Origin of the sequence: Shewanella sp. Pdp11, from assembly GCF_002838165.1 — a bacterium.
Taxonomy (GTDB): Bacteria; Pseudomonadota; Gammaproteobacteria; order Enterobacterales; family Shewanellaceae; genus Shewanella; species Shewanella hafniensis.
In genome coordinates this window covers 19,789-36,500 of sequence record NZ_CP015194.1, presented here as the reverse complement: position 1 = coordinate 36,500, position 16,712 = coordinate 19,789, and the positions used below count along the sequence as shown (strand labels likewise).

18 protein-coding genes are annotated in these 16,712 nt (G+C 44.6%); 8 read left to right on the top strand and 10 right to left on the bottom strand.

Annotation, left to right across the window (positions count from 1 at the left end; translation table 11 throughout):
- The first annotated feature begins 46 nt into the window (after nt 1-46).
- Nucleotides 47-1,009: a PDC sensor domain-containing protein gene (locus AYJ58_RS00195; protein ID WP_006084247.1), complete on the top strand. Its 963-nt coding sequence runs from the start codon at nt 47-49 to the stop codon at nt 1,007-1,009.
- A gap of 183 nt (nt 1,010-1,192) precedes the next feature.
- Here AYJ58_RS00195 and AYJ58_RS00190 read toward each other — a convergent pair whose 3' ends face one another.
- Complete coding sequence (locus AYJ58_RS00190) at nt 1,193-1,369, bottom strand: PA3496 family putative envelope integrity protein (RefSeq protein ID WP_006079984.1); 177 nt, start codon at nt 1,367-1,369, stop codon at nt 1,193-1,195.
- Nucleotides 1,370-1,693: 324 nt separating this feature from the next.
- On the opposite strand from AYJ58_RS00190, the gene AYJ58_RS00185 reads away from it, so the two are divergent.
- From AYJ58_RS00185 to rimK, 4 genes are all read left to right on the top strand, one after another.
- The gene (locus AYJ58_RS00185; protein ID WP_106648240.1) at nt 1,694-3,847 is read left to right on the top strand and encodes a CHASE domain-containing sensor histidine kinase; all 2,154 of its coding nucleotides are present in this window, start codon (nt 1,694-1,696) and stop codon (nt 3,845-3,847) included.
- A complete protein-coding gene (locus AYJ58_RS00180; protein WP_106648239.1) occupies nt 3,844-4,278 on the top strand; it encodes a response regulator in 435 nt (144 codons plus the stop codon). Before AYJ58_RS00185 ends, AYJ58_RS00180 begins: the two co-directional genes overlap by 4 nt.
- 9 nt (nt 4,279-4,287) lie before the next feature.
- Nucleotides 4,288-6,021, top strand: coding sequence for a putative bifunctional diguanylate cyclase/phosphodiesterase (locus tag AYJ58_RS00175; RefSeq protein ID WP_106648238.1), 1,734 nt, complete (start codon nt 4,288-4,290; stop codon nt 6,019-6,021).
- A gap of 161 nt (nt 6,022-6,182) precedes the next feature.
- Complete coding sequence (rimK, locus tag AYJ58_RS00170) at nt 6,183-7,088, top strand: 30S ribosomal protein S6--L-glutamate ligase (RefSeq protein ID WP_006079988.1); 906 nt, start codon at nt 6,183-6,185, stop codon at nt 7,086-7,088.
- An 86-nt stretch (nt 7,089-7,174) separates the two neighbouring features.
- Here the strand turns inward: rimK and AYJ58_RS00165 are convergent, their stop codons facing one another.
- The 4 genes from AYJ58_RS00165 to AYJ58_RS00150 all read right to left on the bottom strand — a co-directional run bounded on the left by AYJ58_RS00165 (nt 7,175) and on the right by AYJ58_RS00150 (nt 9,851).
- Nucleotides 7,175-7,867, bottom strand: coding sequence for a TorF family putative porin (locus AYJ58_RS00165; RefSeq protein ID WP_106648237.1), 693 nt, complete (start codon nt 7,865-7,867; stop codon nt 7,175-7,177).
- Nucleotides 7,868-8,157: 290 nt separating this feature from the next.
- Complete coding sequence (locus tag AYJ58_RS00160; protein WP_006079990.1) at nt 8,158-8,430, bottom strand: HU family DNA-binding protein; 273 nt, start codon at nt 8,428-8,430, stop codon at nt 8,158-8,160.
- Nucleotides 8,431-8,589: 159 nt separating this feature from the next.
- Nucleotides 8,590-9,387, bottom strand: coding sequence for a response regulator (locus AYJ58_RS00155; RefSeq protein WP_106648236.1), 798 nt, complete (start codon nt 9,385-9,387; stop codon nt 8,590-8,592).
- 83 nt (nt 9,388-9,470) lie between these two features.
- Nucleotides 9,471-9,851: a hypothetical protein gene (locus AYJ58_RS00150; protein WP_106648235.1), complete on the bottom strand. Its 381-nt coding sequence runs from the start codon at nt 9,849-9,851 to the stop codon at nt 9,471-9,473.
- A gap of 130 nt (nt 9,852-9,981) precedes the next feature.
- On the opposite strand from AYJ58_RS00150, the gene AYJ58_RS00145 reads away from it, so the two are divergent.
- Nucleotides 9,982-10,491 carry a DUF4240 domain-containing protein gene (locus AYJ58_RS00145; protein ID WP_106648234.1) on the top strand — a complete coding sequence of 170 codons (510 nt, stop codon included), beginning with the start codon at nt 9,982-9,984 and terminating at the stop codon, nt 10,489-10,491.
- A 12-nt stretch (nt 10,492-10,503) separates the two neighbouring features.
- Here AYJ58_RS00145 and AYJ58_RS00140 read toward each other — a convergent pair whose 3' ends face one another.
- On the bottom strand, nt 10,504-10,818 hold the full coding sequence (locus AYJ58_RS00140) for a hypothetical protein (RefSeq protein ID WP_106648233.1): 315 nt from the start codon (nt 10,816-10,818) through the stop codon (nt 10,504-10,506).
- A gap of 135 nt (nt 10,819-10,953) precedes the next feature.
- Nucleotides 10,954-11,262, bottom strand: a complete 309-nt coding sequence (locus AYJ58_RS00135) for a hypothetical protein (RefSeq protein WP_012090285.1) — start codon at nt 11,260-11,262, stop codon at nt 10,954-10,956.
- A 277-nt stretch (nt 11,263-11,539) separates the two neighbouring features.
- Between AYJ58_RS00135 and AYJ58_RS00130 the strand changes: the two genes are divergently transcribed.
- On the top strand, nt 11,540-12,064 hold the full coding sequence (locus AYJ58_RS00130; RefSeq protein WP_006084240.1) for a DUF3016 domain-containing protein: 525 nt from the start codon (nt 11,540-11,542) through the stop codon (nt 12,062-12,064).
- A gap of 31 nt (nt 12,065-12,095) precedes the next feature.
- Here the strand turns inward: AYJ58_RS00130 and AYJ58_RS00125 are convergent, their stop codons facing one another.
- Entirely contained in the window at nt 12,096-13,853 is a 1,758-nt protein-coding gene (locus tag AYJ58_RS00125) for a GGDEF domain-containing protein (RefSeq protein WP_106648232.1), read from the bottom strand.
- 159 nt (nt 13,854-14,012) lie between these two features.
- Nucleotides 14,013-14,321 carry a prephenate dehydrogenase gene (locus tag AYJ58_RS00120; protein WP_106648231.1) on the bottom strand — a complete coding sequence of 103 codons (309 nt, stop codon included), beginning with the start codon at nt 14,319-14,321 and terminating at the stop codon, nt 14,013-14,015.
- Nucleotides 14,322-14,369: 48 nt separating this feature from the next.
- Between AYJ58_RS00120 and AYJ58_RS00115 the strand changes: the two genes are divergently transcribed.
- Nucleotides 14,370-15,272, top strand: a complete 903-nt coding sequence (locus tag AYJ58_RS00115; RefSeq protein ID WP_106648230.1) for a TraB/GumN family protein — start codon at nt 14,370-14,372, stop codon at nt 15,270-15,272.
- A gap of 34 nt (nt 15,273-15,306) precedes the next feature.
- On the opposite strand, the gene AYJ58_RS00110 is transcribed toward AYJ58_RS00115, so the two are convergent.
- Complete coding sequence (locus tag AYJ58_RS00110) at nt 15,307-16,080, bottom strand: methyltransferase domain-containing protein (protein ID WP_106648229.1); 774 nt, start codon at nt 16,078-16,080, stop codon at nt 15,307-15,309.
- Nucleotides 16,081-16,712 lie beyond the last annotated feature (632 nt).

Below are 16,712 nucleotides of genomic sequence, written 5' to 3'. Positions count from 1 at the left end.
AAGCTGCTTTGTACTGTACTTAGAAATCGGTTGATTGGAGTTAAACATGGCAGCGATGAGTTATTTGAGTGTGATCGAGCGGTATCACGAATACGAAGCCACAGTGCATGAACTGATGGAATCGATTTTAACTGGGATTGCCGACGCCGAGTTATTTAAACAACCTAAGGTCGATGTCAAAGCGATGAAAGGAATCGCGAAGAGCTATCCCTTTGTCGAGCTGATGTATTTACTCGATAGCCAAGGCTTGCAGATAAGTCAGAATATCGCCGTGGTAGACCACCAAATTGAGTTAATTCCGTTAGGTGGCAATCGTGATCGCAGCCAACGACCCTATTTCATTAATCGTGATGAGTCCGATGGCGTCAACATTACACGTCCCTATTTATCCAATGCCAGTGGTAATTTATGCCTCTCCGCCTCTTTAGCGATTTATCAACAGGAGCAAAAACTGGGTTATTTAGTGGTGGATGTGGACTTGACCCGTTTGATTGAATTTATGATGGGCGACAGTGCACGGCGGCGCGTAACGCCAGCATTTAAAGCGGTTTATGGCGTGATAGTGGCAGGGTTGTTTGTGCTGGTTACTGTATTACTCTGGACCGCATTGCGGGATATTTACGGACTCTTTACGGTCGAGCGAATTGGCCAAGATCCGCTGCAACCTTTTGGGATCATTATTTTTATGACGTTAGCTTTAGCGATTTTTGATCTCGGGAAAACCATTCTCGAAGAAGAAGTGCTAATGCATAAGGATATCTTTCGCCACAGCTCAACGCGGCGAACCATTACACGGTTTGTGTCTACCATCCTTATTGCCATTTCCATTGAGGCGTTATTGACTATGTTCAAGGCGTCACTCGGTGAGAAACAATATATTGAACCCGCGATTTGGATGATGTTAGCCGTAGTTGGTTTACTCGTGGGATTAGGTGCTTACGTTTACTTAGGTGCTAAGGCCGAATGGTTGCTGATAAAAACGCAAGCCTATAAAAGCGGTAAAAAGTGACAAGGATGATGTAGCTTTGAAGGTGGTGATTAAGAGGGCTAAACAAGGTCACACCCAGCACTGAGGGCTGGGTGAGATATTAGGTCTGAGTGGACACGAACTGTATGAGTTCTAGATGAACAATCTGCGATTTAACGCAGCATCACCCCTAATTTTGCCCACTAGATACTGAGATCAAATAGGCTAGAAAAAATCGTCATCTCCTAATGCACGCTTTAACTCCGCCCGTTCGAGGTAGTCTTCTAAACGCTTTTTGACTTCACGTCTATGTTGCATTGCCTCGGCAGCTTTGCTGTTTCTCGGTGTGGTCATTGCCTCAAGTTCAGTATCGTTGGGCACGACTTCAGTAATATGAGCCATAACGAATTCCTCTTGTTGTTCCTAACGACTTTCTAACTAAAAAGAGTAGGGTAGAAAAGCAAATAATTTTGTGAGTCAGGGTGAAAAATTCTTCCCGTGTGCCGGATGATTCAGCTTGCCGCTGTTTGGCTTAAGCCTGAAGCTACAATTGGATATTTGATTAATTCAGTTCTTGCTTATTTTGTGATTGAGAGCACAACAGTGTCATCGATATATTCGGGTTAATTCCGAGTTAAATAGTAGGATAAACTTGAATTTAGACATATTTACAACAACACTTGTAACTGTGTTTATTGCTGATAGTTTGCTAGGGAATTGGCTCAAATGGACAAGGATGAGTTTTCTAAACTGCATAGCCCATCAAATAATATCTATTTTAGCGTGCTGAGCTCTAGCTGGCTGATGATTATCGCTGCTTTACTTTTCATGGGCATTTCCTGGTATGTGCTGGAGCAATATCTTAGAGATAGGGGTGAAGAGCGTTTCGAAAACAGTGTGCAAGAGTTAACCGAAGCGGTGAATCGCAGAATGCTTGCCTATGAGCAAGTCTTACGCGGTGGTGTTGGCTTGTTATTATCTTCAAATGATGTGACCCGAAAGGAGTGGCAAACCTATGTTGTCAATGCGCATTTATCTGAGTATTACCCAGGTTTTCAAGGCTTTGGCTATGCTCAGTTACTTAAGCCTGACACATTAGATAACCATGTCCAACACGTTCAGGCCGAAGGCTTTAAAGATTATAAAGTATACCCAGAAGGCGTACGTGATCAGTATTGCGTGATCTTGTATTTAGAGCCTTTTGATTGGCGCAATCAAAGAGCCTTTGGTTATGACATGTGTTCCGAGGCTAATCGACGCAAAGCCATAGATCACGCCATTAGCACTGGCCAGCCAACTATCTCAGGCAAGGTGGCCTTAGTTCAAGATACGCCCGAAGATGCTCAAGCGGGTTTCTTGATGTATTTACCCATTTATCAAGGAACGGTGGCAACGGAGGCTGAACGGAAACAACAGGCGATTGGACTCGTGTATGCGGCGTTTAGGATGGACGACCTCATGCAAGGGATTATGGGAGATCGATTCTCAGGTTTGAAACTTGCTATTTATGAAAACCCGCAGGCAAATGCCGACAGTTTAATGTTCACTAGCAGTAAAGTACTGCCAAATCAAAAAGATGTGTTTTATCAGTCACAGACTGACTTGATAGGCGGCCAGCAGTGGCGCTTAGACATTTCGTCACAATCGCGTTTTATTTCAAGATCAGAAGAAACCCAGGGTATCTGGCTACAATTTATCGGTAGCGCTTTTATTTTGGCGCTGTTTTATTCAGTGCTAATCATGGCGCGCAATCGATATAAAGAGTCATTACTTACCTCCGAGCTCATCGCGAATGAAAAACGCTTTAGACTCGTCATTGAAGCGTCTCCAAGCGCACTGTTTATGGTGGATAAGGCTGGAATTATTACATTGGTAAACACCCATGCCGAACGCTTATTTGGTTATGCCAGAGATGAGTTACTCGGCCGTTCTATCAATATGTTATTGCCAGACGTGCTGAGAGATGCGCATCAGCAGCACATGAATCATTATTTAGTGCAGCCGATTGCGAAGAATATGTCGATGCGCGATGACTTATTTGGCTGTTGCAAGGATGGCAGCTTACTCGCAATAGAAGTGGGTTTGACGCCCATTCATTTCAGTAATGGTATTTTCATTCTTGCGACAATTAATAATGTGTCTGAACGTAAGCGCATTGAAGTTCAGCGTGCAGAACACATGCAAGAGCTTGAGCGCATCAATCAAGAACTCGACCGTTTTGCCTATATCGCTTCCCATGATTTGAAATCCCCGTTACGGGGTATCGAGCAGTTAACCTCTTGGCTAACAGAAGATTTATCCGATAACACCAATGAAAATGTGCAGAAATATCTCGGGCTGATCCAAAGCCGTATTCACCGCATGGTGTTATTGCTCGATGGGCTATTGATGTTCTCCCGTATTGGCCGTGTCGATACAGAAACCACTGAGGTCAACAGTCGGCAACTGGTTGAAGATATGTTTGCGCTCGTTGCGCCACCACAGGGGTTTGAATTAGTCCTAAAAGGGGAGTTTCCGAACTTCCATACCGTACGCGCCTTGTTGGAATTAGTGATACGAAATTTAATCAGTAATGCCATTAAGCACCATGACTTAGGTACAGGTGTCATTACCGTTTTATGTGAGAGTACAAGTAAACATTATCTATTTAGTGTGTTGGATGATGGGCCAGGTATTTCGAGTGCCTATCAGAATAAAGTCTTCGAAATGTTTCAAACACTTAAACCTAGAGATGAAGTCGAAGGCAGTGGTTTAGGTTTATCACTTGTGAAGAAAACAGTTGAAAGTTTAGGCGGTAATATTCAACTCAAATCGCAGGGTAGAGGCTGTTGTTTTTACTTTACTTGGCCTAAGCACATAGTGAAAAAGGAGCTTTTATGAGAGCAGCAGATCAATATCAACAGGTCACTATTTTATTAGTTGATGACGATGATGTGGATTACATGGCCGTGCAGCGGGCGATGAGACAGCTTAGGTTACTCAATCCTTTAGTGCGCGCACGGGATGGCATTGAGGCACTCGCAATTCTCACCAGCTTAGACACAATTAAAGGCCCGTATCTAATTTTACTCGACCTTAATATGCCAAGAATGAATGGCTTTGAGTTTCTTGAGCAAATACGTTCAGACCCATCTCTCTCATCATCTGTCGTTTTTATGCTCACGACGTCGAGTACCGATGAAGATAGAATGAAGGCCTATAGTCATCATGTGGCTGGCTACATGGTTAAAACTGACATAAAAGACGGTTTTAACAATATTTTTAACATGCTTGAAGGTTACTGGCGAATAGTCGAGCTCCCATCCGCATAAGGTGAGTATATGGATTTACTACTGATCGATGATGATGAAGTCGATAGAACGGCAATTATCCGAGCACTTAGACAGTCAAAATTGACGTTTAATGTGATCGAAGCAAATTGTGCATTTGATGGGTTAAATCTTGCTTTAGAACGCCATTTCGATGGCATTCTATTGGATTATTTATTGCCAGATGCCAATGGGTTAGAAGTGTTGATTAAGCTCAATGCCATGACGCAAGACCAGACTGTGGTCGTGATGCTGAGTCGCTATGAAGATGAGAAACTGGCCCAGCGCTGTATTGAATTAGGTGCGCAGGATTTTCTGCTCAAGGATGAGGTTAATTCGCGGATACTAACCCGTGCGATTCGCTACGCAAAACAAAGATCTTCAATGGCATTGGCGTTACGTAATAGCCATCAAAAACTCAAAGAGCTGGCCGAGCACGACTCGCTCACTAAGTTGGTTAATCGTTATGGCTTTGAACTGTGTCTGAATCGAGCGATCGCAAGGGCGAAACGTTGCCACGATTATTTAGCCGTTATCTTACTCGATCTCGATGATTTTAAAGCGATCAATGACACTTTAGGCCACCAAACTGGTGATGTGCTGTTAGTTCAAGTGGCGGCCAGATTAAGTGAAGTGCTGCGCGATGGCGATATTATTGCCCGCTTAGGCGGGGACGAATTTGTCGTACTGGTGACGGATAACGATTATAAATATTTCCCCATGATAGTGGCCAATCGACTGCTAAAAGTCTTTGAGGACGTGTTTTGTCTCGGTGATAACGACGTGCTTATTGGTGCCAGTATCGGTGTGGCTTTTTATAATGAAGCGGCTTCGAATAGTTCTGAATTGATGAAATGCGCCGATATCGCCATGTATCGCGCTAAAAAGATGGGCCGAAATCAGATACAGTTTTATTCGGAAGCCTTAGATAAAGAGGTGCGCTACCGTAATCATATCGAGTCAAGTTTGCGTATGGCCTTAAAAAGACATGAGTTTAAGGTCCATTATCAGGCACAGGTTAATGCGAAAACCCATCAGTTGGTGGGGATGGAAGCCCTTATCCGATGGCAGCATCCAGTGGATGGCATTATCGCCCCCGATCAATTTTTACCTATTGCTGACGAAATTGGCTTAATGGATGACATTGATGATTGGGTGCTTGAACAAGCCTGCACCCAAGCTCAGATTTGGTTATCCCAGTTACAGCCTTTAGGCCAAGAATTTACTATTGCAGTTAACCTCTCCGCCTCTCAAATAGGCAATGAGAACCTGTTCGATAAAATAGTGCATATATTGACTAAGACAGGCTTGCCTGCTGGAGCATTAGAGCTTGAAATTACAGAGAATTGCCTTATTGAAGATCCCCATGAACATGCCAAAGTGCTCGATAGAATCGCCGGATTAGGGGTGCGTTTTGCCCTCGATGATTTCGGGACGGGTTTTTCGTCATTAGAACACATCAAACTGTTTCCGATCAGCGTGCTGAAAATCGATAAAAGCTTTGTCGCTTCCTACGACAAAGATGAAAAAGACACCCGATTGCTCGCTGCTTTACTCAACTTTGCCTATGGGTTTAATGTTATTTCTGTGGCGGAGGGAGTAGAAACCGTTGAGCAAGCAGAGTTTTGTACTGCGCGCCATTGCACTGTTTTACAAGGGTATTTATTTTCACGTCCCTTAGATACCGCGGCGTTTGAGGCCAAGTATATTCTGCCACTATTAACCCAAACTCAGCTCCCTGTGTGAGAGGTCTCGAACTATTTCAATAGCATAGTGATTTCGTCTGGTGAGGAATATTTTCTTGCTTTACACTGAGCAATAGACAAATATCAGCCCCTTTTTCTGTCGCTGTGCTTTTAGTGCTGCAGAACGGTTTATTCACTCATGCTTAAGTTGGTCACTCAGCAATGAAAATAGGTATTTTATCCCAATTCCCCCAGTTGTATTCGACACAACGTTTAGTGGAGGCTTGTCAAAGCCGCGGACATGAAGCGGTCGTGATCAATACGCTGAACTGCTACATGAATATTAATTCCATTAAACCTAGCATTCATTATGAAGGCACTGAATTAGTTGGTTTTGATGCCATCATCCCGCGTATTCATGCCAGCGTGACTTTTTATGGTTGTGCCGTTGTACGTCAGTTCGAAATGATGGGCGTGTATGCCGCGAATGATTCGATCTCCATTGCGCGTTCTCGGGACAAATTACGGGCGCTGCAATTACTCTCCCGCAAAGGGATTGGTATGCCTGTGACAGGCTTTGCCAATAAGCCAAATGATATCCCCGACCTCATCAATATGGTGGGCGGCGCTCCGTTAGTCATTAAGTTACTCGAAGGTACTCAAGGGATTGGCGTGGTATTAGCTGAGACGAAAACGGCTGCTGAGAGCGTGATAGAAGCATTCTTGGGGCTGAAAGCGAATATCTTAGTGCAGGAATACATTAAAGAATCCAATGGCAGTGATATTCGTTGTTTTGTTGTCGGTGACAAGGTCATCGCCTCTATGAAGCGCCAAGGACCCGAGGGGGATTTTCGTTCTAATCTGCATTTGGGTGGCTGTGGTGAGGTGGTTAAAATCACTGCAGTGGAACGTAAAATGGCGATTGCGGCGGTGAAAGCGATGGGATTGGTGGTCGCTGGGGTGGATATTTTACGCTCTAATCGTGGTCCTTTGATCCTTGAGGTGAATTCGGCGCCAGGCATTGAAGGGATTGAACAAACCACAGGGATTTCAGTGACTGAGCCTATTGTTGAATATATCGAGAAAATGGTCGCTGCCCGTAAAACCAATAGACCTATTATTGCCTAATAGTTGATTACGCTAAAAAAACGCCACCGTTTAAGGTGGCGTTTTTTATGCTTAGAGCTTAGACGTAAGATCCTAAATGTTAGATCTTAGAGATCAAAGCTGTAGGAATAGCCGAGTACCAGTTTGGCATCATCATCGGTGAGATCGGTATCAGAAACCATGAACGACACTGTGCCCATGCTGGTATCTGCACTGAGTGTGACGTTATAGTCGGCATAGTTATCTTCGCCAAACCAAGATTGCACAACATCACCGCTTGAGTAGCCATAGTGCACTGATAAGCTAAGTTTTTCAGTGAGAGGCACAGAGACAGTCGCGGCAAGATAGCTGAGATCTTTATTATCTAACGGATCGGCGGCGACATCGTCACCGGCATTGATGACATGGGAGTAACCCAGTTCAAGCCACTTCCAAGTCACTGCAGCATGGAGTTCACCAAAATCAATGCTGCCAGGAGCGTCTGGGTAGGCGTAGTAGAGGTAGCCAAAGTCGTAACTGATGTCTTCGGTAATATTGCCACCATAACCCGCGTAGAGATCCATCTCGTAGCTCGTATCGTCACCAAAATCCACATTCGATGCCCAAGTGCCGGCATAAAATCCAGAATCATGGCTGTAGTCAATCCCACCTTGGATTGCGACCGCATCTTTAGTTTGGGTCGCACCGCGCCATAGGTAATTAGAGGTACCACCAATGTTGCCTGATACGGCTGCAAAGGCATTGCCAGCCAGTAACATTCCCGTCGATAAGGCCAAAACGCTATACAGTGATTTCTTCATGCTCATCCCCTCGATTGACTTATTTATCGATTCACCATTGGCGCACTTAAGTAAGCAGTGGTCATTAGTGCATCTTGGTTTTTTCTAAGAAGGGATTTGCTAATCACATGCCACTATTACAATCATATGTAAAACAATACATTAGAATATCAAGTGTTAATGAAATGTTTTTATTTGCCAGCTTATGGGGCAGAGGCGCACTCTTGTTGTGCAAAAAATATTCAGGGTTTCACTGGAAGAAAGCAAAAAAAAACGCCTCACAATGGAGGCGTTGTTTTGAATTTTCTCGCTTAGTTTACGCTGTCGCGTAGGGTTTTACCCGCTTTAAACTTAGGCACAGTCGCTTCAGCGATTTGAATTTCTTTACCCGTTTGTGGGTTACGGCCAGTGCGAGCAGCACGAGTCGCAGTTTCAAACGAACCGAAGCCTACGATGGAGATTTTGTCACCATTTTTCATTGATTCGGTAATGGCTGCTTCAAAAGACTTCAATGCGCGTGCGGCTTCTACTTTCGTTAGATCGGCATTTTCTGCAATTTTGGCGATAAGTTCAGTTTTGTTCATTTTTATTGTCTCTTCTTTCCGTAGATTTATTTGAAATAAGCGTGCCTAACATGCCATAAGGTTCAGCGCTTGGAAAGCCTTTTGCGTCTAAGCTGCCGCAGGATGTTCGGTAAAGCGCAGAATATTTACTCAGTTCGTGACTTAAGTTTTATTCTGGTTTCATTCTTCTAACAGTTGATAGAGTAATTTTTTAACCAATTTGGGTTCAAAGGGCTTGTCGCATAAGGCATTCACCCCCGCTTGGGACACATTGCTGAGGTGGGTATCGTTGGCTTCGGAAGATACCATCAAGATGGGAATGTGCGATTGCTGGCTTTCGCTGCGAATATATTGAGTCAGCGCAAGACCATCTACGCTGGGCATATTGTAGTCAGTGATGACTAAGTCGAACATATTGTTTTTCATCAACGCTATGGCCTGTGCACCATCTTCGGCCTCGGTAATCAGCTTCATCCCTAAGTTACCAATCGTACGTTTAATGACATTTCTTGCCATACGGCTATCATCGACCACTAATACGCGCACATCTTGCACATCGAAGTTACTGAGGTCGAGTTCATCGTGGCTGAGCAGATCGATAGTGGCATTTAAGGCTGTGGCTAAATGGTCGGCACTGAAGGGCTTAGGCAGGATAGCGACCACACCCGATTGGCGGAATATCTCAAGTTGCTCACGGCGACACTCACTCGAGACCAGCATAAATTGAATATCTTTGCAGTCCGCGCTAGCCCTTAGGTAACCCAAAAGATCAATGGCGGTGCCATCATCAAAATGCATGGCGCTGGCGATAAGATCGGGTTTGTGGCGAGCAATAATATCTTTAGCCGCTTCGATATTTTCTGCAGTTTGAATGCTGAGAATACCTTCCTGTTGCAAGCGCTGAATAATTATTCGACGCTGGATATCTGAAGGTTCTACCAAAAGAATGGATAGTTCACTGGGCGATAAATGGCTCATAGTCTACTTCAAGTTAAGAGTCGCAAGTATTTTATTGGGTCGCTAAGCTACGCTATTAGTAACAGCTTAGCAACAAATGTCCATTACCGTGTTTGACGGGTTAAATAATGACTCGTGACCTTAGAAAATGCGATCCAATACTGCAAGAGTAAAATGACAATAATGCTTATCGTCAGCGGCAACATAGGAATATTGTGGCCAGAAACAACCACTTTTACATCTTCAGGTGTAATACGGTAGGCAATAATCGCTGTCATGCCTAGGGCTGAAAATCCTAAGGTTTGCATGCCAATATAAATCTTCAATACTAAGCTCGACCACGGCGTGCGCATCATTATGCCAACGAGCACGGGGATGACGCCTAGGGTGAATACATCAAAGGATTGCGTTGTCACAGCCCGTAAAAGTGCGGCAATGCTGAAGAGGCAATATAAAGAGATCAGTAGCATAAGACGTTTAGGCATAGATGGATATGTAGACAGGTAGCGAAGAAGATGAGCAAGTGTAGGAAATGCCCTAATCCGAGTCCAGCATAACCTTAATATCGTGTAGAATAAGCCTTTTGCGAAAGGCTTATTCTATTAGGTGAAGTTTATGACAGAAGTTGAGTTTTGGAGTTTAGTCACGCGTACGGAAGCGGCGCAATCACAGGAGTCTTTGGCTCAAGCACTGAAGCAGAAACTCGCCGAACTGAGTAATGAAGAGTTAAAAGCCTTCGATAAAATCTTTGGTCAGCAGATGCGCCGGAGCTATTTGTGGTCGGTTTGGGGCGCGGCTTACATTATTACGGGCTGTGATTCTGAATATGCCTTTGCCGAATTCAGGTGTTTTTTGATTTCACTCGGCAAAGAAATCTACGATGGTGTGGTTAATCAGCCTGACACTTTAGCGCGTTTAGTCGCTTGGCCAGAGCGAGATGCCTATGCTTATCCCTTTGTGGATGAATACGATCTTATTGCAGGGCAATTATACGAAGATAGAACCGGTGAGGAACTGCCCTTTATGCCATCGGGCAAGGCGACGCCCGCGGGGAAAAAATTTAGTACTAAGCCCAAGGATTTAAAGCTGCAATACCCTGAGCTCAGCGCCCGTTTTCCATTTTAATCTTGCAATCGCTTATGAGCGTAAACAGGCATTGGTTGTCACATCGAATGTCATGCCGTATTTAGGGCAGATATCATTCATAAACTCATGTTCCTGTGCGGTTAATTGCTGAGAAAAATCTTGCTTAAGCTGCTCAGCCATTTGGGTTTCAGCCGCATATTGCGCCTGAGCCAATTTGCTAAAATGAGCGTTAACCGCCTGTTGTTGACTGATGGTCAATGGCACCGCATGGCTTGAAAGACTAATGCTAGTTCCGAATGTTAGTAGGGCCAATAAAGCGATTTTATGTGAGTAAGGTTTTGATAAATTAGCTGTTTTTAGGTTCATAGGTAAGCTCCAAATTAAAAATTACGTTTAACACGTCAGTTCTAAATCGTGCATCCTTAGACGGTAAAGAAAACGAGTTGTGCTTTGAGGGGCTTAGCTTATTGTATAAATATTGAACCTATGCTGAACGGTTAGTTAGCGCTCATTTTTCATTTCTTTGCATTGAAATCCTTGCTTGCGAGTATCGAACTGGCACATAGAACCACATTCCCAAGGTACATCGTCGTAGAAGGCTGATTGTTCGCGTGCAAAATCGCGGCAGGTCTCATAGCTGTCAAAGTTATCAGTTTTTTTATACTTCCCCGAGTCATAGCCATGGTTATAGATAAAGGCTGACCATGTTTTAGGGCCGGTATTTTTATCACTCGGGGAGATAAACCAAATCGCACTAACTACGCAGGTAAACAGGATAAGAATGAACACAGGTACAACGGGGAATTTCATTTTTATTAAGTGAGCCATGTAAACAATAGCGGAAGGATAACGTTTTTTTTGTGGTTATGCGCGTAAAATGTTCACAAATTGATAACTATGCACTTACTTAGTGCAGCCTCGATACAAAAAGATACGTGTCAATTGTGGTTGTTCTATAAAATTTACTCATTTATACAAAAGCTTACACTGCGTTAGCTGTACTTATATCAGTTTTGCGTTAAGCTCTAGTTCAGGTTAGATTTTGTACTGTGGTTTCCAGAAAGTTATCTAGGCCTTGGAGGCAAATATGAAAATTAAGTCCCTTTTACTCGCAGGTGTATTAAGTTGCAGTGCGGCTTGGGCAGCCGACGAAGCGCCTGTGAATCCCGTCACTGAAGATGGCGTGGTTAAAATTGTTTGGCAAAGTCCTAAGGATTTTCGCGATATCAAATCATCCGGGGAAATCCAATCCCGCTATGAGAAGCGCTTATTTGAGACGTTAACAGAAAATATTAACAAAGAAGCCGCGAAGATTTTAAAACCAAATCAAAAGCTTGAAATGACCATTACCGATGTTGATCTGGCGGGTGATATGCGCCCAACCTTTGGTGCGACCGCTAATGATTTGCGGATTATTAAAGACATTTATCCACCGCGTATAACTTTTTCCTATCAAGTGTTAGAAAACGACAAAGTGATTATTGCGGGTGATGAAAAACTGTCGGATATGGGCTTTATGGATGGAATTAAATCTTTAACCGATAAACCTTTTATCTACGAAACCAAAATGTTGACTGATTGGTTAAAGAAGACGATTGCCCCACAACTTTAATCCTTCAATCGTTAAATTGGTCACTTAAGACTCAAGCACTGAGCGCTTGGGTTTCGATAGCAAGGTGATTTTCTAACAGGTAAAATCCGTTATTCGCGGATTTTGCCTGTTTTTTTGCCTTAGCACTTAAGGTCGACAGGCTGTGTTCATTGGCATTAAAAGTCAGTGCTGGTGGCAAAATGCCCACACACAGGCTGATCAACTGATGGTAACAGGCTTCACCTTGTCTATCGTCGGCGAGCATCTCTTGGGCTTGCCAATGCTCGGCGCTGTAAAACAAATGCTTATGGGTTTCAAAGTCCGCAAGGATTCGTTGGCAACGGCTGATCATATGTTCACAGGTGCTGATAATCACAAAGTCATCGCCGCCGACATGGCCGACAAAACAATTGTCGCTTTTATACTTCAGTAACAGATTCGCCACTTCACAAATCACTTCATCGCCGCGACAAAAGCCATAAATATCGTTATAGGGCTTAAAGTTACACAAATCAAAATAGGCCAGATAAAAGTGTTTCTTTTGGATCTTAAGGCGTTTTAATTCCTCTTGAATGGGCACATTGCCCGGCAAGTCTGTCAGAGGGTTCGCGTGGCGGGCCATCTTAATTCTGTGCTCTGTGATCCTTTGCAGTAAATCCTTAGTGTGGCCTATGCCGAGAAGTTTGCCACGGCGAAGGATAATGAACTGCTGAGCAACTGTATTGGCCGTCTCTGAGGTCAGCAATTGGCTCACTGTAGATAAGGGTTCGTTGGCTTCAATTTGGATAACCTGCGGGTCCATCACTTCACTTACGGCATGATTTTCATGCAAGGCACGACCATAGGGCGTACTGAAAAGCTCGAGTAAGGTTGCGCGGCTGATAATCCCCAGCGGTAACTGATTATCGACCACAACCACCGCCTGCAGTGCGGGTTGCGAGCTAAAGGTGTCACTTAAAAATTTGAGTTTGAGTGTGGGCGCAACTGTGATGGCATTTGTGCACAGGCTTTCGGCGGATTCGCTGTATCTAGGTTGAATTTGGGTATTGTTTGGCACTAAGGTCGCTTTCATCGCGCGGCAGGGGAGCACTTCTGGACGCCCTAGCAAATAGCCTTGGCAATAGACGATACCCAGTTGTTTGAGTACGGCTAATTCCTCTTGCGTTTCAATCCCTTCTGCTATCACTTTGCAGGTTAAGCTTTGGCATAACTCCACAATCGAGCGGACAAACTCCTGTTTGACAGGGGTCGAATCAATTTCATGGATAAAGTGGCGGTCAATTTTGACATAGTCGGGCGACAATTCTGACCAGAGCCTTAAACCGGAATAACCTGCGCCTAAGTCATCGATGGCCGTTAAAAAACCTTGGCTGCGATAATGATTCAAGCAAGATTTAAGTAAGTCGATATCATCGGCGGGATATTGCTCTGACAGCTCAATCACCACCTGCGATGGCGTTATGCCGAGTTGTTGCAACAGCTGTAAGGTCATGCCCTTGGGGTGCGCAGGGTCTAACAACGCCTTGGGCGAGATATTGATAAACAGCTTGCCTTGGAACTGACGCAGCTTAAATTGTTCGAGTGAAATGCGCCGACAAAGGGTTTCTAACTCGCTTAACTTGCCTTCATGCTCGGCGGTCTGAAATAGCGGCACTGGAGAGTATAACGGGCTGTGTTCAGGGCCGCGGCTCAAGGCTTCAAAACCGTGGATTTTATGTTCTAATATATTGAAAATTGGCTGAAATAAGGGACTGATTGCCGCTTTAGAAATTATTTTATCGAGCTCTTTAGCCAGATCTAAACTTGTCATTACGTCAGCCCTTTCGTCTATGTGAGCGGAGTCTATGACTTAGAAATGACAAAATGATGACAATTTTGAGGGCGCTTAGCGTTAGCTATGCTGGGGTTTGAATGGATAGCAGATGAAAAGAGCTGAAGACTACTGGCGAGTTTCAGCTCTTAATCAAGCTTAGCTTTGCGTCTTAAAGGCCTGCAATGTTTGCAGTAACGCACCGAGCTGGCGCACATAGGTTTCGAGTTCTTTAGCATCGAGCGCCTCATATTCTTCCATACGAGTTAAGTCATCGACCAACTCTTGTACATAGGGCAGAAAACGATTACTCGAAGCGATAAAACCTTGTTCTGCCGTAAATATGCTGGTGAAGTTTCCATGGCCAGCTTTCTTTAGCTCATCTAACTTAGCGTCGGCGTCTATGGCTTGGCGATAGGCGATTTGAAGATTCTCTTTCAGTTGCTCTATAACCTTGGTATGTGGCATAACAGCGTCTCATTGCAAAATTTGCAGGAATTATAAGGGGCAAAGGATATGGCAACAAGCCAATGGCGATTAATTGCAGCAATCTGTTTTCTGGCGTTGACGGGTTGGAGCACCAAAGCGGTGAGTGCCGAAACCGATAAGCCGCCATTTTATCAAGTGCAATGGCAAGGAAAGAGCGCGTATCTACTGGGCTCGATTCATATTGGACGTGCCGATTTTTATCCTTTACCCACCCAAATTGAAACCGCGCTTAGTAAAGCGCAGGGCCTAGTCGTGGAAGTCGATATGAATAAAGCCGATAGCAATGCCTTGCTGCGCCAATACGGCCGCGCCGATAAAACCAAAGGTTTAGATTGGCAGAGCCGAGATAAACAAACGGTTGAGAGCATGACGCCCTACTGCGCTACCACGGCCAATGTTTGTCAGTCGATTCAATCCTTCGCGCCTTGGCTGCAAGCCACGCAACTCAACTTAATGCGTTATAACAACTTAGGTTACAGCACGGATTATGGTGTTGATATGCAGCTAATGGCCCGCCATGCGGCTTTACCTGTGTATCAATTAGAAACCGCCGAGTCGCAATTTCAGTTATTAGCGTCCTTTGATAGCCAAGCACAGTGGACTATGGTGCGTGAGGCAATTAGTACGTCGGATGCCGATCTTTTATCGTTAATTACGGCTTGGCGGTCGGGTAATGAAACTGAGCTTGATAACATAATGCAGGAGCAAATGGGCGGCGAGGACGACACTGAAATGCTAGAGAAAATTCTCTGGCGGCGAAACCATGTGATGGCCGACGGCATTATAAAATTAATGGGCTCGACTGACGTGTCTTCACCATTATTTGTGGTGGTTGGTGCGGGTCATGTGGTGGGCGATAAGAGTGTGGTGCAATTGCTAGAACGAGCAGGCGCCAAAGTGAGCGCCTGCTGGAAACAGACTTGCCAGTAATTGTTTAGGTCGCTGCGCTTAGAGCGACGCGCATTTAACCTGTAGGACTCTGCCCTAAAAAGTGTACATATCGACCCAGCGAAATATAGGGCTCGCGTTGCGAATACTCGAGCTCCATTTGCAGCAGTTTTTGATAATCGAAGTCCACTGGCTGACTTTTTTTCAAATAGTCGTGGATCACCCGCACGCCAGACTGACAGATGAGTGACATCTGCCACTCGCTAAACCAATCTTTAACCTCTTGAATATAAAGTGGGTGTGTGGGCGTTAGCCGTACTTTCTTCTTTACTTTTAAATCTGCGGCGACGTAATCGAAATTGCCCGACACTAAGGCATGAAAGCGCATGGCTTCTTTGTTGTAAAACATCAAAGAGAATAATCCCGCGGGTTTAAGCATAGTGAGTAGGCCCGCCATCGTGGGTTTCGCATCCGTTAACCATTCGACGACCGCATGGCACAATATGATATCGAAATAGCCATGTTGCTCGACCGACAGAGCTTGAATAGGCGCATGGATTAGCTGGATAGCTAATGGTTCAGGCGATGCATCTATCTGCTCTTGCGCTTGCGCCAACATCTCCGCCGAGATATCGCACAGCACCACTTCGTGGCCGAGGCGGGCTAATTTCTGGCTAAAGTAACCAAAACCACCGCCCGCATCTAATACCCTGAGTTTTCTATCCCCCAGTTTTACTAGCGCAGGTGCGAGGTCGCGCCACAGTACAGCGGCACGAATGTCGCCTTTAGGCGTACCATAAATATTTTTCGCAAATTTTTGCGCGAGCTTATCAAAATTCTTATCTTGCACGTGATAACTAGGTTAAAGAGAGTGGAACGATAGTGTGGCACAGACGTAAATTTTTCGCACTCAGGAGATGTTATCGCCGAGTCGAGATGGGTAAATTTGTATCATAATATTTTAATTTATTGATTTTATTGGTAGTAATTATTCCTACTAAACTTAGGGATACACAGAACTCTGTCCTCTGGGTTATAATCACGCCGTTTTCGACAAACCTGACTCTATATACCCAAGCGACCTGAAAATACGAGTTTCAGAGCGCCTAGGGTGCTTCAATTCAAGGCGCATCAATGACAGAATGTCGGCCACCTTTTGAATTGATGCAACACGGAAGTGAAGTGCCCTAGACGCTCCGTCCCGGCGGGTTTTAACGCACTTTATGCTGTGTTGGTTATTTTGAACTTAGTCCACTAGGTCCGCAAATAACCGCCTTGCCTAAAGTGCGTTAAATTCCCGCTGAATCCTGCATTTTCAGGTTGTTTGGGTATAGTTGTCCATTCGGTGAGTCAGCATCAGCCCTTATTAAGACGCAGCGCTGCCTGTTTTACACTCGTTATCAACTTGATTGAGCAGACGTTACTCGTCTGTGCGGGGTAATTTATGGCAATGCATTTATGTGCCAAGGGATAGTTAATTAA

Coding starts and splice junctions, on each gene's coding strand:
- AYJ58_RS00195 (WP_006084247.1), top strand. CDS start 47: ATGGCAGCGATGAGTTATTTGAGTGTGATCGAGCGGTATCACGAATAC.
- AYJ58_RS00190 (WP_006079984.1), bottom strand. CDS start 1,369: ATGGCTCATATTACTGAAGTCGTGCCCAACGATACTGAACTTGAGGCA.
- AYJ58_RS00185 (WP_106648240.1), top strand. CDS start 1,694: ATGGACAAGGATGAGTTTTCTAAACTGCATAGCCCATCAAATAATATC.
- AYJ58_RS00180 (WP_106648239.1), top strand. CDS start 3,844: ATGAGAGCAGCAGATCAATATCAACAGGTCACTATTTTATTAGTTGAT.
- AYJ58_RS00175 (WP_106648238.1), top strand. CDS start 4,288: ATGGATTTACTACTGATCGATGATGATGAAGTCGATAGAACGGCAATT.
- rimK (WP_006079988.1), top strand. CDS start 6,183: ATGAAAATAGGTATTTTATCCCAATTCCCCCAGTTGTATTCGACACAA.
- AYJ58_RS00165 (WP_106648237.1), bottom strand. CDS start 7,867: ATGAAGAAATCACTGTATAGCGTTTTGGCCTTATCGACGGGAATGTTA.
- AYJ58_RS00160 (WP_006079990.1), bottom strand. CDS start 8,430: ATGAACAAAACTGAACTTATCGCCAAAATTGCAGAAAATGCCGATCTA.
- AYJ58_RS00155 (WP_106648236.1), bottom strand. CDS start 9,387: ATGAGCCATTTATCGCCCAGTGAACTATCCATTCTTTTGGTAGAACCT.
- AYJ58_RS00150 (WP_106648235.1), bottom strand. CDS start 9,851: ATGCCTAAACGTCTTATGCTACTGATCTCTTTATATTGCCTCTTCAGC.
- AYJ58_RS00145 (WP_106648234.1), top strand. CDS start 9,982: ATGACAGAAGTTGAGTTTTGGAGTTTAGTCACGCGTACGGAAGCGGCG.
- AYJ58_RS00140 (WP_106648233.1), bottom strand. CDS start 10,818: ATGAACCTAAAAACAGCTAATTTATCAAAACCTTACTCACATAAAATC.
- AYJ58_RS00135 (WP_012090285.1), bottom strand. CDS start 11,262: ATGAAATTCCCCGTTGTACCTGTGTTCATTCTTATCCTGTTTACCTGC.
- AYJ58_RS00130 (WP_006084240.1), top strand. CDS start 11,540: ATGAAAATTAAGTCCCTTTTACTCGCAGGTGTATTAAGTTGCAGTGCG.
- AYJ58_RS00125 (WP_106648232.1), bottom strand. CDS start 13,853: ATGACAAGTTTAGATCTGGCTAAAGAGCTCGATAAAATAATTTCTAAA.
- AYJ58_RS00120 (WP_106648231.1), bottom strand. CDS start 14,321: ATGCCACATACCAAGGTTATAGAGCAACTGAAAGAGAATCTTCAAATC.
- AYJ58_RS00115 (WP_106648230.1), top strand. CDS start 14,370: ATGGCAACAAGCCAATGGCGATTAATTGCAGCAATCTGTTTTCTGGCG.